We start from the raw sequence: 14,264 nt of genomic DNA, 5'->3' as shown, positions 1-14,264 counted from the left end.
TCAAGCGAAGCTCTACCCCCGCAAGGATAGCGGGTCGTCCACCCGTCACCACCCAGGATGGTTGAGAACAGCAGCATTCGAATCACCATTACCCTAGAATTCCAAAACTTGGAATTTCGTAAACCGCACTTCCCTGATATCTCTGGTGAGTATTCGATTCAGCAGAGCCTTGACCTTGTTGCGGATTTCTTCGCGGTTCGAGTTATTTAGTAGGTACGCGGCTGTCTGTTCGCTGAACCAGCCTAAGAGAATATCCGTCATGGGTACCTTACGCTTCAGGATCTCGTTCAGTGTGGCATCATCACCCTCGTCATACCCAATCTGCACCTCTACGACATAGGTCCTACGCACCTCGTCGCTGGTGATTCCCCGCAGCTCATCCAAGGCATGGTAGGAATACACCGGCAGATCCTGCTGGTAATCCTCGGTAATATCTGTTCGCGCCTGTCCAGGCCCGGTTGCCCCGAGGATGTTCAGAGTGACTATGACGATGGTTACCACCAGGATAATAAGTCCCAGAATGATGGCGCCCCACTTAAGTACCTGGATAACTATCGCAGGAAGAAAGCCAACCTTCTGTTTTGCATCCTTCCCTCCAGCACCTTCCGCGGAAAGGACATCATCATCACCTTCCAAAAAATCATCAGACATGACTAACTCCTCCCATTATCCCGATCAGGGTTACAGTAAGAATATCGGCAGATTCAATAAAAAGACAAGTGAGGAATTTGGAATTTCTCGGCTGACCGGAAAATACCTGTCATCCTCAAACAGATAGTGACGATTGGATGATTCCTCCAATCGGCTTCTTCCTGCGGGGAGGATGAGGTGGTGAGTACAACGGTGTAACGACCTCGAGCATCCCAGGGTGGGGCGGAATCCGGCCCCAGGGTAGGGTGGCCGTCAGAATTGTTCCAATCGTTTGGGTAGTGCGCAAAAGGTTGTAAGGCCCGCCCGATAGAGGGGTACTCAGAGGTTACCCTCGGTCAGAATGATTACATCTACCCGGCGGTTGTACGCCATTCCCTCGGGGGTTTGGTTGGAAACCAGGGGCCGGAATTCACCGAAGGTCATCACCTGAAAGCGCGGTTCCGGGGCTCCGAATTCCGTGAGGTAGAGCATGGTGTTTAATGCCCGGGCCATTCCCAGATGCCAGTTTGTAGGCCAGGGTCCATTGGGGTCGGTGGGCTCGTCATCGGTATGGCCTTCAATTCTGAACAGCCGGTTTCCCACCCCGGGACTATTCAGGAGCTGGGCTAGTTTTATCAGAACATCCCGGGTCTGTTCTATTTTAACCTGGGCGCTGGCGGTATCAAAGAAGGCGTCGGAGGCCAGAGAGATTACCAGTCCTCGTTCATCCTCGGTAATCCGAACCTTATTCGCCTTTACCTCGGGTTCAAAAAGACTGACGGCCAGCCGCCGTGCTTGGGCAAGACTCCGCCCTGCTTGCAAACTGGGTAAACTCTCTATATTGTTGCCCAATTCAGCCAGCCTGCCTTCAGCCAGGGTATTACCGCCGTCAAAATTACCCAGCCCCTGGAAGGCTGCAAGAATAAGCTGAAGCTTGTATCCGTCCACCGTGGCAGTGGTGAACATCATTACAAAGAAGGTCAATAACAGGGTAACCATGTCCCCGTAGGTAAGCATGTATTCAGGCACCCCTTCGGGGCATTTTTGTTTCTTTTTACGCTCAGCCATGGGTCACTCCTATGCCTGACTGGATTCGGCCTTGATGGGCTCTCGTTCGCCAGGAGGAAGGAAGCTTAACAGTTTTTCAAGGAGAATACGGGGGTTGTCCCCGCTCTGAATGGAAAGAATCCCTTCAATAACAATCTCCTTCTGCCTCATCTCGTACTTATTTCGGTCGGTGAGTTTGTTCCTGAAGGGCAGGAGGAATATATTCGCCATCATGGATCCGTACAGGGTTGTTATCAGGGCCGTAGCCATACCCTGTGCAATGCCCGCCTGGTCTTCTAGGTTTGCCAGCATGGCAATGAGTCCGATAAGGGTTCCGATCATCCCGAATGCCGGGGCAAGGGAGCCCCAGTTCCCGAAATACTCAATGCCGTCCTGGTGGCGTTCATCTATCTGATTCAGCTCGGTATACAGAATGTTTTTGATAATCTCGGGGTCTGTCCCGTCCACCACCAGCTGAATCCCCTTCCGCATAAACTCATCTTCAACCTCTTCCAGGTTGTCCTCCAAGGCAAGCAGACCTTCCCGGCGTGCCCGTTCGGCAAAGGCGACAAGATCGTTTATGACCTTGGCCTCCTGGTAATTTGGGGTGTTTAGAAGAATGCCGAAGTAACGTCCCAGGCCGAGGGTTCGGGACAGGGGTGCAGAAATAAGCATGGACCCGATAGAACCGCCGACTACAATGAGAACAGAGCCCGGATCAATGTAGTATCCGATACCTACCCCACCGGTAAAGATACCGAATACCACCATGCCAAAACCGACTATCATTCCAACGACTGTTCCCAGATCCATGTAAGATTACTCCTCGTTTTTAAAGGCTCCGATAAGCCTGCGGTAGTCTACTATGCGCTGAAAAATATCTTCGTAGCTTTCTTTCACAATCAGCCGTTTACCCGACAGCATGACCAGGGTTGTATCGGGATTGCTCTCAATATATTCAATCTGGTGCGGGTTCACATAGTATAGTACACCATTCAATTTTGTCACTGGTACCACGGCTATCCTCCAGGCCTTATTCTAGATTATCGCTTGAGGGTAAGCAGTTCTTGGAGCATTTGGTCGCTCGTCTGTATGGTCTTGGAGTTTGATTGGAACCCGCGTTGGGTAACGATCATGTCCGTAAACTCCGTAGCAAGATCCACGTTCGACATCTCAAGCGCACCAGCTATGAACTTACCCTTCCCAGCCTGACCGCTGGGACCAATGTCCGCCTCGCCGGAGTTGATGGTAACCACGTAATTGTTTTCACCTGCTTTCTCTAATCCCCCGGGATTTACAAAGCTAGCTAGGGCGATCTGCCCCAAGGCCCGATTTGTGCCGTTGGAAAAGATTCCCGTAACCGTTCCGCTCTGGTCGATACGAAAATCCTGGAGATACCCCATGGTATAGCCGTCCTGACGTTTGATCTTGTTACTGCTCTCGCTGGCAAACTGGGTGGTTGAGTCCGTGAAGCTTCCCACCTCACCGAGATTCACATTGAATGTCTGGGTGATTGGATCGCCGGGGGCACCGATAAAGGCCGGGTTAACCTCTTCGGGATCAACTACATCCGGAATTGCGGTTTCCGGCACCTGAAACTGCACCTGAATCTGTAAATCGTCAACATTATCAATTCCGCCCGCTGCATTCTGGAGGCTTTCCAGGGTTCCGAAGTTATCAAACTGTATCAGGAAGGTATTATCTCCGTCGCCGTTCGCGGTTCCTCCCACGGATAACTGGGCAGGCACCTCGTTGCCATCCTGATCTACCAGCCGCATGGTGCCCTGCCAGAGATTTGCACCCTGATCTTCCGGTGCCCGGGTATAGTCTATTTCCAAACGGAGATTTCCCCCGAAGGGATCAAAAATCTCATAGCTGGTCTGCCATGTTCCCGCCCGGACGGCTTCGGCTGATGGGTTATCCGCCGGAATTGTCGGGGTTAGCTTATTTAGGTTACTAGCAATAAACACCTCGCTGGTGGCCTTGGCCGGATCCTTACTTCCGATGGGAATCCGTAAGTCTCCGATCTCGGAGCTGGGGTTAACGAAGGTCTGCCCGTCCACGGTCTGGGCTTGCCAGCCCTGGAGACGCATTCCATTGGAGGGATTAACCAAGGTTCCCTCGGCGTCCAGGGAAAAGGCTCCCGCACGGGAGTACAGGCTCTGATCCCCGTCCCGGAAGATGAAAAACCCTTCACCCTGGATGGCGACATCGGTTTTAACCCCGGTGGTCTGAAGGGAACCCTGGGTATGAATGGTATCGATGGAGGCAATGTTTACACCGAGACCAACCTGCTTCGGATTGACCCCGCCGATCCGCTCATTGGGCCGCGCAGCCCCTGCCTGGGTCTGGGAAAGCAAATCCTGGAAGTTAACCCGTCCCTTCTTAAACCCTGTGGTATTAACGTTTGCTACGTTGTTACCGATTACATCCATCCGGGTTTGATGATTTTGCAGTCCTGAAACACCGGCATACAGTGATCGCATCATAGTGTAGTTCCTCCTTGCTGTTCCCTTACCCGTTCTATCTGGCTAAAATCGTAATAGGTTCCGTCCACCAAGACCTGGGGATAGGATCCATTGGTGATCTCGGTTACTGTCCCGTTCACCACCTGCTCGCCCACGACAATTTCCACATCCTTGCCGAGGACCGACAAGGCCTGACCGGAGGTCAGCATTCCCGATAACCGCTCAAAGTTTTGGCTGAGATTGGTCATCTGCTCAAGAGAACTGAATTGAGCCATCTGGGCGATGAATTCCTTATCCTCCATGGGCTTAGTAGGATCCTGGTTCTGCAGCTGGGTAATGAGGATTTTCATGAAATCATCCTTACCCATGGTCTGGTTTATCTTCCTGCCATCGGTCTGCAGGGCGATGTTAGACGCCCGGACAGCCTGGTCCGCCCACTGCCGTTCCGACTCGCTCAGGGTATTGGGGATCTCATTACCCCGGACTGTTACCGTTTTCCGCGTCTCGGCTAATGCAGCATAGTTGGTACCGTTTATCTGATTAACTTCAGTCATTCCTCTCTCCTCCCTATACCTGTAGATTTATCTGCATGGTGTAGGGTTCTTGGGTATTCCCCGTCTGTGCTATTCGAGGCTCTTCACCCTTCTTCTCCGGTGCGTCACCTACCACAACATCAAAACCCAGTACATCAAATCCGCTTTCAGCAAAAGCCTTGCGAAGGGATTCCATGCTCTGGCTAAATGCCTGCTGTACTCCTTCATTTTCGACAGAAACCGAACCTTCTATACGATTATCCGTAAGAAAAAGGGAAATCTTTACCTCTCCGAGTTCTTCCGGCTTGAGGATGAGTTTGATTTCTCCGCGGTTGTCATCCTTCAGTACGAATTTCGCGCTTCTCACAAGATCGTAGGCGCCTGCTCCCTGCAAATAGGAGGTGAAGGCTTGTTTCGCCGACTCGGGATCCGCAATGTTGGTCCCTAGGGTCCCTGGTGCGGCATGCCCGGGTTGATTCTGCACCACACTCTGCTGCACCTGGTTAACACTCCTTTCACGACTCGTGGCTTCCCGGCTCAACAATGAAGAGTCCTGTCTACTGGAATCAGTCAGGGCAGCTTCGCTTATGCCCCTACCCCACAACCGATCCATGGGGCTCTTGGGTTGGCCCTTCAATACCGTCTCCTGCCCGGCGGACATCCATCCTCTCAGGGGAATGAGACTCTCACCGAGGACACCGGTATTAGCCTCGGGTACCACAGGGCTTCCAAAATTGCCTTCAAAGGATACAGCAGCCTGCTGTCCCGGGATTACCGGTGTACCAAGCTGACCGAGCCCCCCTCTGGTCATTCCGATCCCCTGGGTCTCCATGGGTAACCGTGGGGATGAGGGAGACATACCGGAACGCATATTGGTACCGACCCCTGCTCCAAACCGGATTTCCTGGCGGAGCGCTTTAAGCCGTCCCGAGGCGGTTCTCAGGTCCAGAACGCTGACCTTGGGCTGAATCGGGGCATCGGTCTTTTTGGTTTGCAGGATATGTGATTGAATTGGTTCTCGGGAGGCATCGGGAGTCACTGACCCAGCATCTCCCCTGGTATTTTGGGAAATCCTGGATGGCGGCATTTCCTGGTGTGCCAGAATCTGCTCCGGCTGGGTAACCCCCTGTTGGGAACGGGCGGCATCTTCTTGGAGCCCAGATTCTCTTTCAGGCACAGGGAGAGCCTTCCCCCCATTTTTGGAGACTTGGGACGAGGGGGAAATCTGGGAACCATGGTTATCCGGTTTTCGAACCGACGGTGGGAGATCCGAATCCGCCTTAGCCTCAAGTTTTTCTTCCAACCCTGGGGCTTTAACCTTAGGCGGAGAGGCTTCATCACGGATTATGGAACCGGTCTTCCGGTTTCCCCGGGTCCCAGCCCCATCCATTGCGTCATTGCCGGCACTGGGCTTGCCCTCCTGACCTTCCGAAACCCCCTCGCTTTGCCCCATGGAGGATTTCCGGACCTTCCGGGCGGCTTGCAGACCATCCCGGTCCCCAGACTCCGGCTGCTTCTCTGCAGCGTCACCCTTGGCGTTCGTGTTTTCGGCCCGAGCAGACCGGGGCGCCCCAGTATCCCCAGCCTTCCGTTTACCTGCCCCCTCGGCTCCGGTATCGCGGCGTTCTTTCTCCGCTCCCGCCGGCCTATCCGGTTCATGGGAGTCCCGTGCATGGGGGTCGTCTGGTTTCTTGTTTTCAGGGGGATTCGAATGCCTCTGGGACTCTACCTCAGTCTGATACATTCGTGAAAATGGCGTCTCTTGGGTCGTTACGGGCTCTACTTCATAGAGCCGGGGCGTCGGCCCCAAACGCTCGACCCAGGATTGTATCTGCACAAGCACCTCCGGTTTCTGATCCTGCGAGGTGCTTATCAGCTCCCTAACTCGGCGGTTTAATCGCCATCTTCCGCTGAATATCAGCGGCCCGGTCGGGAGGCATCCGGCTCAACCACACCGAAACCAGGGATAATTCACCGGCCTGATCAGCCAGCTCCTGGGTTACCCGTAGGGTATCTATAAGCAGCTGGTCATCGTAACCGATTAATATGGCAACGGCGTCATCCGGACGCATACTGGTAAGATCCTCAGAAATTCGGATCAGGTTTGCTCTTCTATTGTCGTACTCTTGGAGGCGATCATTAAATGATTTTTCTCTATCCTGTTGAGCTTCTTCCCGTTCTTCGAGTTCCGAGAGTTGTTGTTGGAATACCTCCCGCTCCTGGGCGAGGTCTTCCCTGTTCTGTTCCAGCTGTGCTATGCGGAGATTGACTGATTCGTCCAGCTTTTGAATCCTCATAGAATCCAGGAGAAATTCGCTTTCTTGGGGGACCGGTGTCGCCCGGGGGGCCAAGCCTACCAGGCTCAGGACGGGCCTGAAAAAGGCTCTGGCATCGATGAGGCCTAATACATCAAACCACACAATCCCACCCAGGGTAAGGACAATAATCAGGGCTATGTATAGGAGTATCCGGGGCCAGGCCCGAGCTCTAGGAAACTTTGCCAACTTGGTCCTCCATCTTCACCATCCTCATCATAGATCAGTTCCTGAATGATACCGCGATCCGGCGATGTCATCAATTGAACGCTGCTCCTCCCTGGCCGATTCCCGGCGGTACAGAGCATATCGTTTTTCTCGTAGCTTCTCCAAGACGAATGCCTCCCGATGCGCCTCCCGGTATGCAGCTGCCGCATCTTCCCGTCGCAGCTCCAGGGCCGCCCGGTCTTCCTGAATCTCCTCTATCCGCCGATCTAGGCGCTGCAGATAGAGTTCCCGGTAGGCATACCACCGCATCATATCTTCCTTAAAATCATCTTTTCCCCGGGAAACACTGGCGGTTCGCTCCCGGGCAAGAACCCCAAGCTGCTCATCTAAGCGGTTACACTCGCTGGTAATCCCGGCGAGTTCCAGGCGTGCATCCTGTTCCCGTTGCTGACGAATGGAAAGCAGAGTCTCCAGGGAAAAATGAAACCGCTTCATAGTCCTGCCACCTATTCTTTCTCACCCGTCGCCGGGCTCTGGGGCGAAATACCGGTTATCTCAAACAGCCGGTTCCAGGTTTCATCCAGTCCAGACTGCTCCTCGATTCCCTGTTGAAGGAACTCCATAATAGCCGGATAGATCGCGATCGCATTATCCACCTGGGGATTACTCCCCCGGGAATAGGCACCGATGGAAATAAGATCCTCATGATCGCGATAAACCGCCAAATGCCGTCGAAGGATTCCCGCGGCTTTTTGCTGGTCTTGGTTCGTAATCTTCGGAGTTAATCGGCTGATGGATCCCAGAACATCAATGGCTGGGTAATGGTAGGCCTCGGCCAGCTTCCTGCTAAGCACCAGATGCCCGTCAAGGATACCCCGTACGGTATCTGCGATGGGCTCATCCATATCATCCCCATCCACCAGGATCGTATAAAAACCCGTAATGGTTCCCTTGTCGCTGGTTCCGCAACGCTCTAATAGCCGAGGAAGGGTAGAAAACACCGATGGTGGATAGCCCCGGGTAGCAGGAGCTTCTCCGATGGATAACCCTATTTCCCGCTGGGCCCGGGCGAATCGGGTTACTGAATCAAATAGTAGCATGACGTCCTGTCCCTGGTCGCGAAAATACTCTGCCACCGCTGTGGCCATGTAAGCACCGCGTAACCGGCTGAGGGGCGGGGTATCACCTGTGGACACGATGAGAACCGACCGAGCCAAGCCCTCGGGCCCAAGGTCGTTGGCTATGAATTCCTGAACCTCCCTACCACGCTCGCCTATAAGGGCAATAACATTCACATCAGCATTGGTATTCCGGGCAATCATACCGAGCAGAGTAGACTTCCCAACCCCTGAGCCGGCGAAAATTCCCAAACGCTGCCCCTTCCCTGTAGGGAGCATCCCGTCGATTGCACGAATACCGGTACCGATTTGATTGCGGATGGGGCTTCGATCCAGGGCTGAGGGAGGGATGTTGGTGCAGGGATAGTTTTCGGTACTTCCTAACTCTCCAAGGCCGTCCATGGGACGTCCCATGGAATCAATAACCCGGCCCAGGAGTTTCTCGGTCACCGGGGCAGACAGGGGATTCCCGGTACCCACCACAGGGGAACCGATTTCAACCCCTTCCAGATCTGAAAACGGCATGAGCTGAACGGTATGTCCGTGTAGCCCAACCACCTCCGCCCAAATACTGGTTCCCTTTTTTTCTAGAATAATCTGACAGAGCTCTCCCACCGTGGTAGTAGGCCCGGAACTCTCAATTAAAAGGCCCCGGACTCGTTCCACCCGGCCTACATACTTAATGGGGTCAATATCATCTACGACTTCGTTGTATTTTGTGAACAACGGCATACTAGGTACCTACAGGTTTTTTCTGGGCGCTGATTGGGGTTAATTCCAAGATTTTTTCTTCAATTTCCCTGAGCTGACTGGAAATTCTCGCGTCTATTTGACCAAAATCCGTTTCAATTATGCAACCGCCGGGACCAACCGTAGAATCTTCCATCACCGTGATGCTCGAAACACGTTCAAACTTGGCAATCAGTTCTTTGGTATGGGCCGTGGTTGTCTTAAGGTCTAGGAGATTCACACGGATTATTACATCCGCCTTACTCTTTAGTTTGCGTAGGGCTTGAACGATATTGTTGACTACAATATTTTTTTGGTTCTCTGAAAGAACCTTGATAACCTTTTTAGCGATTTGCAGCACCAGTTGTATTAACTGCCCTTCTGATTCTTCGATGATCTCGTTGCGCCGGTCGATAGCTTTAGTAAGGATGAGATGCACACGCTCAACCACCCGGTTGACTTCTTCCTCGCCCTTTTCATATCCCTGGGAAAACCCGATCTGATACCCTTCTTTCTTTGCGGCTTCACGGATATCTTCAGCCTCCCGATTAGCTTCATCCACTAACCGGGTAGCCTCATCCTTCGCAGAATTGAGCATCTTTTCAGCCTCTTGCTCGGCTTCCTGCTTTATTGCCAGGGCTTTATCATTTTTTTTCTTAACTTCCTCAAAGGCGTGTTCTTCAGCTTCCTGGATTATACGCTGGGCTTCCTGTTTGGCATCTTCAATTAGCCGTTCCCGCTGGGCATCCCACTGCTCTTTAAACGCTTCGGCTTCCCTACGCAGATCATCCGCAGTAGGTCCGTCATAGGCTTCAGCCTCTCGGATAACCGCTTGTCGTTGAGCCTGGTGTTGCTGTCTGATCATTATTTCGGGAGGAGAGATATGTACCTTTTCATTGGTAAACTTTACCTCTCCACCCCTAAATAGGTTTTTTGCCATACTATTCCGCCTCTCAAACTATGCAAGGAACATCCTTGGTAGAATCCTCTCCTGCTAAACAACCAGCTCGTCTTCCCCCGCCCGGGCAACAACAATCTCTCCGGACTCTTCCAGCTTCCGGATTATAGACACGATTTTCTGCTGTGCTTCCTCTACATCCTTCATCCGAATGGGCCCCATGTATTCCATGTCTTCCTTGAGAAGGGTAGCTGCCCGCTTGGACATATTCCTGAAAATCTTATCCTGAACCTCGGTGTCCACAGACTTTAATGCCTTGGCTAATTCGGAGGTGTCTACCTCCCGGAGCACCTTCTGAATCGCACGATCGTCCAGCATAACAATATCTTCGAAGACGAACATCCGCTTTTTAATATCTTCGGCAAGTTCAGGGTCTTCTTCTTCTAAAGACTCAATGATGGTCTTTTCGGTTGAACGGTCTACCAGGTTCAGGATTTCTACTATGCTTTCCACGCCACCGGCTGCCGTATAGTCCTCGCTGGACAGGGTTGAAAGCTTCTTCTCAAGAACCCGTTCAACCTCCCGAAGTACCTCGGGACTTGTTCTATCCATGGTTGCAATCCGCTTAGCCACATCAGACTGAATATCATGAGGCAGGGATCCCAGAATAATGGAGGCTTTTGCAGGCTCCAGGTATGCCAGAATTAAGGCGATCGTCTGGGGGTGCTCCTGTTGGATGAAGTTCAACAGGTGAGTAGGATCGGTCCGGCGGATAAAGTCGAAGGGCCGAACCTGTAGTGATGATGTAAGCCGGTTAATAATATCCACCGCCTTTTGGGAGCCAAGACTTTTTTCTAACAGCTCCCGGGCGTAGTCAATTCCACCGGTAGTAATAAAATCCTGAGCCATCATGAGCTCTTGAAACTCATGGAGAACCTGATCCCGCTCTTCCGACTCAATAGTTTCTAACCGGGCGATCTCAAAAGTTAGAGTCTCTATCTCATCCTCACGAAGGTGTTTAAAAATCTCGGATGATATTTCTGAACCCAGGGTTACCAAGAAAACTGCCGCTTTCTGTCGCCCGTTCAGCTCACGTTTACCTCGTTTTCCAGGGCTTCCAGGACTCGTACCAGCCTGATGGGACGCTTTTGCCATGGTTTACTCCTCTAATAGCCAGGTGCGAATCAGCTGTGCAACATCCTCAGGATGCTCTCTGGCCATATTGATCGCGTTCTCCTGCATCTCAAGGCGTGCCCGTTCCTCAACTGACATCTCAACCTCTGCACTCTCTTCTTCCGCACTCCGCAGGGCTGCTTCCCGCATGGCCTGATGCTGCCGGGCAAGCTCTTCCTCCCGCAGCCGTCGGCGCCGTTCAATTTCTCGGGTGATGAGCCTAAAGACAATGAAAATCACTAAAATTGACGCGAGACCGACCATTACCCAGAGCAGAACTGTCTGTACCTGGCGCTCCCGGGCTATCTCTGCATCCTCTGCTCTATGTTCTGCAGTCCGGTCAAACTGAATATTCCGTACGGTTACCTGGTCCCCCCGGTTCTGGGAAAATCCAACAGCGCTTTCAACAAGCTGTTGAGCCGAGGTTAACTGCTCCGAGCTGATGGGTACATACTCCCGGGCAATGCTCCCATCAGGATTAATCTGAAGGTTTCCGTTATCATCGTACTGCTTCACCCAGACACCGTCCAAGGCCACGGCTACACTAATACGCTCTATCTTCGGGCTGCCCGTCTCGTTGGTGACCTTTCGGTTTATCTCATTGTTAATAGTAGTACTTTCACGGGAATACCTGCCGACAAGCCCCTCTAGGTCTTTATAAGCCGGGGGGGTTTGCCCCTCGGTACCCGGAGGTCCCTGAGGATTAAAGCCATTGCCTTCAAAATCCTCGGAAAATTCCTGACGCCCCCGTTCTATAGAGAGGACTGTTTCGGTCTCATCGAAAGGGGTGCGGGGATTGTCCGGGGTTACCACAACGGGAAAGAACTCCTCCTGCTCGATGGTTCGATTCCCATAATCAATCTCAACGTCTATGTTGGGCACCTCTACCCTGTCTTGGGTAAAGATTGAGCCCAGAGCCGACTTGATTGCCTGAATGTACTGCTTCTCGATGTTCCGCTTAATTTCGAGCTCACGCCGATTGACCTCTAACCGATCAAAGTCTTGAAGCGCAACAAAATCGTTCAGGGTCTGTCCCGTTTGATCGGTGATGGTGATATGCTCCTTCAGCAGGCCTGGTACCGCATATTGAATTAGTTTTTCAATGCCTTCGATCTTTTTTCTATTCTCTTTGATGTCTGAGCCGGGTTTGGGAACGATAATCACCGATGCAGTCACCGGATCTTGATCCTCAGCAAAAAGAGAATCCTCGGGGATTACCAGGTTCACATTAGCCCCATCAATATCCTCTAGGGACTTGATGTGCTGAGTCAACTGATCCGTTATGGCTCTTCGCAGATTAACATTCCGTTCAAAGTCTGTGATGGTCCAGCGTTCAATGTCAAAAATTTCCCAGGGATTGGTATTTACCGGAATGAGGTCTTCCCGGACAAGGATTGCCCGGGCCTCCTGGGCAGTGGCGTTATCCGGTGCTTGCACTCGACCGTCTTCGGTAACGGAAAACCGGATGCCTTCCTGATCAAGACGGGCACTGATTCGATTGAGTAATGTCTCATCGGTCACCGGCCGGGTAAGCACGGGCACGGCGGCCGGAGATGCGTTAAAGGTAACGAGTAGTATTAAGCCGGTTATGGAAAGAATAACAACACCAAGGAGTATGCCCTTCTGCAGTAGGCTCCATTTACCCCATTGCTGTTTTATCCGATCAACCAGCTTCTTGAACCATTCGTTCATATCCCCTCCCTTATGAACTGAACGGAAAAACCAGAGACCAGGCTACTGATTCCTATATCTGTCCTCTTGTTTCTACGTTTCTAATAACCACCTTTGGCTAATAAGTTCCAGCAGACCCCAGTTTTGTCTGCTTAGGTGAATTTTACACGGTTTTAGTTTATTTATCCAGGCTTTATTTCAGCTTAGCGGAGATTTGTAATATCTTTATAGCCTTGAATCACCCGATCCACCACGTTTTTCGCAATACTCAGGCTTAAATTCGCCTTGGCCATGGCGATTGTAACATCATGGGCTTCCACCGATTCGGGGTTAACCAGGGCTTGTACCGAAAGGTCGGATGCCTCATTTTGATAGCTGCTCACTTCCTGTAAACTATTCATGAGCATTTTTCCGAATCCGGAGACCTCGCCGGTCGTTTCTTGTTCGGTGATCCCGAAATGTCCCTGCTGAGTTGCTCTGAGAGCAACGGTGTTTCCCTGTACAGCGGTTCCTGTTAATAATTCAATTCCCATAAAAGAAGCCCTCCCGTGTTCTTCTTTTCAACCAATCAGCCGGATGCGCCCCAGGGACTACCGGCCGATCTCCAGTGCTTTCATAAACATCGCCTTTGCACCGTTTACCACAGCGATGTTCGCATCGTAGCTCCGACTAGCTGAAATGAGATCAACCATCTCGGTTACCACGTTTACATTCGGAAATTCCACATACCCCTGACGCGGACCGGTTTTAATTGCATCGGGATGGGTAGGATCGTAGACAAGCCGTGGATTCGAATCCATATCTTCCTGGATCTCATCCACCCGCACACCCTTTCCTACCCCGTTATCCAAGGCGGAAGGAAGAAAGGGGCTCTTCCAGTAGGGTTGATCAACTTGGGGGCTTACAATAACCCGCTTCCGTCGGAATACACCGCCCTCAGGGGTCCGGGTGGTTTCAACATTGGCGATGTTATCGGCAATCACATCCTGGCGAAGCCGCTGCACGGTCAAACCACTGGATGCTATTGATAATGAAGAAAACATTCCCATTTAGTTATCCTCTCAGCACGATGTTCATGGAATTAAAATGGTGGTTCACCGAATTTACCATGAGATTATAGGCGAGCTGAGCAGCTATGTAATTACTGCTCTCCTCTTCGATATCTACGTTGTTACCGTTATTCTTGCTGGTGGTCAGGTAATCTAAAACCCGGCGGGGACGTACATCCTGATAATCAACCTTCCGGTCGAAGGCAATATGACGCTCATGGGTGTAGTAGGGCTGAAAATCATCCCTGGTGGTGTCGGATTGTAGTGCCTGACTCAGGGCAGACTCATAGTTAACCACCGAGCGTTTAAAATTGGGTGTATCGGCGTTGGCGATGTTGTTTGCTATCACCTCTTGGCGCAGCATGTTAACACTCATGCCGCGTTGAAGAACGTCCAGGGATTGTCCCCAGTTATTTTGTATATACATCTTCCGTATCCCTCTACCATATATGGTCGGCCGCTGGT

General features: G+C 51.9%; 16 protein-coding genes. All 16 read right to left on the bottom strand.

The genetic code is table 11. The annotated features are described in order from the left end of the window. Positions 1-93: 93 nt before the first annotated feature. Positions 94-651, bottom strand: a complete 558-nt coding sequence (locus DC28_RS02335) for a flagellar basal body-associated FliL family protein (protein WP_037545358.1) — start codon at positions 649-651, stop codon at positions 94-96. Positions 652-969: 318 nt separating this feature from the next. Then, entirely contained in the window at positions 970-1,698 is a 729-nt protein-coding gene (motB, locus tag DC28_RS02330) for a flagellar motor protein MotB (RefSeq protein ID WP_037545356.1), read from the bottom strand. Between the two features lie 9 nt (positions 1,699-1,707). Beyond that, positions 1,708-2,490, bottom strand: a complete 783-nt coding sequence (locus DC28_RS02325; protein WP_037545353.1) for a motility protein A — start codon at positions 2,488-2,490, stop codon at positions 1,708-1,710. A 6-nt stretch (positions 2,491-2,496) separates the two neighbouring features. Continuing rightward, entirely contained in the window at positions 2,497-2,694 is a 198-nt protein-coding gene (locus DC28_RS02320; RefSeq protein WP_037545351.1) for a flagellar FlbD family protein, read from the bottom strand. 26 nt (positions 2,695-2,720) lie between these two features. Further along, positions 2,721-4,166 carry a flagellar hook protein FlgE gene (gene flgE, locus DC28_RS02315; protein ID WP_037545349.1) on the bottom strand — a complete coding sequence of 482 codons (1,446 nt, stop codon included), beginning with the start codon at positions 4,164-4,166 and terminating at the stop codon, positions 2,721-2,723. Continuing rightward, complete coding sequence (gene flgD, locus DC28_RS02310; protein WP_081941808.1) at positions 4,163-4,699, bottom strand: flagellar hook assembly protein FlgD; 537 nt, start codon at positions 4,697-4,699, stop codon at positions 4,163-4,165. Before flgD ends, flgE begins: the two co-directional genes overlap by 4 nt. Positions 4,700-4,712: 13 nt before the next feature. Further along, positions 4,713-6,515, bottom strand: a complete 1,803-nt coding sequence (locus DC28_RS02305) for a flagellar hook-length control protein FliK (protein ID WP_156104540.1) — start codon at positions 6,513-6,515, stop codon at positions 4,713-4,715. A gap of 43 nt (positions 6,516-6,558) precedes the next feature. Beyond that, positions 6,559-7,182, bottom strand: a complete 624-nt coding sequence (locus DC28_RS02300; RefSeq protein ID WP_037545344.1) for a periplasmic-type flagellar collar protein FlbB — start codon at positions 7,180-7,182, stop codon at positions 6,559-6,561. A gap of 27 nt (positions 7,183-7,209) precedes the next feature. Continuing rightward, entirely contained in the window at positions 7,210-7,656 is a 447-nt protein-coding gene (gene fliJ / locus DC28_RS02295) for a flagellar export protein FliJ (RefSeq protein ID WP_037545341.1), read from the bottom strand. Between the two features lie 11 nt (positions 7,657-7,667). Beyond that, positions 7,668-9,011: a FliI/YscN family ATPase gene (locus DC28_RS02290; RefSeq protein WP_037545339.1), complete on the bottom strand. Its 1,344-nt coding sequence runs from the start codon at positions 9,009-9,011 to the stop codon at positions 7,668-7,670. Position 9,012: 1 nt separating this feature from the next. Continuing rightward, positions 9,013-9,948 (bottom strand): flagellar assembly protein FliH, encoded by a 936-nt coding sequence (gene fliH / locus DC28_RS02285; RefSeq protein ID WP_037545336.1) that lies wholly within the window; start codon positions 9,946-9,948, stop codon positions 9,013-9,015. Positions 9,949-10,002: 54 nt separating this feature from the next. Further along, complete coding sequence (gene fliG, locus DC28_RS02280; protein WP_037545333.1) at positions 10,003-11,061, bottom strand: flagellar motor switch protein FliG; 1,059 nt, start codon at positions 11,059-11,061, stop codon at positions 10,003-10,005. Between the two features lie 3 nt (positions 11,062-11,064). Further along, entirely contained in the window at positions 11,065-12,771 is a 1,707-nt protein-coding gene (gene fliF, locus DC28_RS02275) for a flagellar basal-body MS-ring/collar protein FliF (RefSeq protein WP_037545330.1), read from the bottom strand. A 182-nt stretch (positions 12,772-12,953) separates the two neighbouring features. After that, positions 12,954-13,283 (bottom strand): flagellar hook-basal body complex protein FliE, encoded by a 330-nt coding sequence (gene fliE, locus DC28_RS02270; RefSeq protein ID WP_052078347.1) that lies wholly within the window; start codon positions 13,281-13,283, stop codon positions 12,954-12,956. 57 nt (positions 13,284-13,340) lie between these two features. After that, complete coding sequence (gene flgC / locus DC28_RS02265) at positions 13,341-13,799, bottom strand: flagellar basal body rod protein FlgC (protein ID WP_037545327.1); 459 nt, start codon at positions 13,797-13,799, stop codon at positions 13,341-13,343. Positions 13,800-13,803: 4 nt separating this feature from the next. Then, positions 13,804-14,226: a flagellar basal body rod protein FlgB gene (gene flgB, locus DC28_RS02260; RefSeq protein WP_037545325.1), complete on the bottom strand. Its 423-nt coding sequence runs from the start codon at positions 14,224-14,226 to the stop codon at positions 13,804-13,806. Positions 14,227-14,264: the final 38 nt, after the last annotated feature.

The organism is Spirochaeta lutea (assembly GCF_000758165.1).
GTDB classification, from domain to species: Bacteria; Spirochaetota; Spirochaetia; order DSM-27196; family Salinispiraceae; genus Spirochaeta_D; species Spirochaeta_D lutea.
The sequence above is the reverse complement of the archived record's forward strand: the minus strand, read 5'-3'. Positions and strand labels throughout refer to the sequence as shown.

Excerpts from the sequence above, each read along its gene's own strand:
- DC28_RS02335 (WP_037545358.1), bottom strand. The coding sequence starts at position 651 with ATGTCTGATGATTTTTTGGAAGGTGATGATGATGTCCTTTCCGCGGAA.
- motB (WP_037545356.1), bottom strand. The coding sequence starts at position 1,698 with ATGGCTGAGCGTAAAAAGAAACAAAAATGCCCCGAAGGGGTGCCTGAA.
- DC28_RS02325 (WP_037545353.1), bottom strand. The coding sequence starts at position 2,490 with ATGGATCTGGGAACAGTCGTTGGAATGATAGTCGGTTTTGGCATGGTG.
- flgE (WP_037545349.1), bottom strand. The coding sequence starts at position 4,166 with ATGATGCGATCACTGTATGCCGGTGTTTCAGGACTGCAAAATCATCAA.
- flgD (WP_081941808.1), bottom strand. The coding sequence starts at position 4,699 with ATGACTGAAGTTAATCAGATAAACGGTACCAACTATGCTGCATTAGCC.
- fliJ (WP_037545341.1), bottom strand. The coding sequence starts at position 7,656 with ATGAAGCGGTTTCATTTTTCCCTGGAGACTCTGCTTTCCATTCGTCAG.
- DC28_RS02290 (WP_037545339.1), bottom strand. The coding sequence starts at position 9,011 with ATGCCGTTGTTCACAAAATACAACGAAGTCGTAGATGATATTGACCCC.
- fliH (WP_037545336.1), bottom strand. The coding sequence starts at position 9,948 with ATGGCAAAAAACCTATTTAGGGGTGGAGAGGTAAAGTTTACCAATGAA.
- fliG (WP_037545333.1), bottom strand. The coding sequence starts at position 11,061 with ATGGCAAAAGCGTCCCATCAGGCTGGTACGAGTCCTGGAAGCCCTGGA.
- fliF (WP_037545330.1), bottom strand. The coding sequence starts at position 12,771 with ATGAACGAATGGTTCAAGAAGCTGGTTGATCGGATAAAACAGCAATGG.
- fliE (WP_052078347.1), bottom strand. The coding sequence starts at position 13,283 with ATGGGAATTGAATTATTAACAGGAACCGCTGTACAGGGAAACACCGTT.
- flgC (WP_037545327.1), bottom strand. The coding sequence starts at position 13,799 with ATGGGAATGTTTTCTTCATTATCAATAGCATCCAGTGGTTTGACCGTG.
- flgB (WP_037545325.1), bottom strand. The coding sequence starts at position 14,226 with ATGTATATACAAAATAACTGGGGACAATCCCTGGACGTTCTTCAACGC.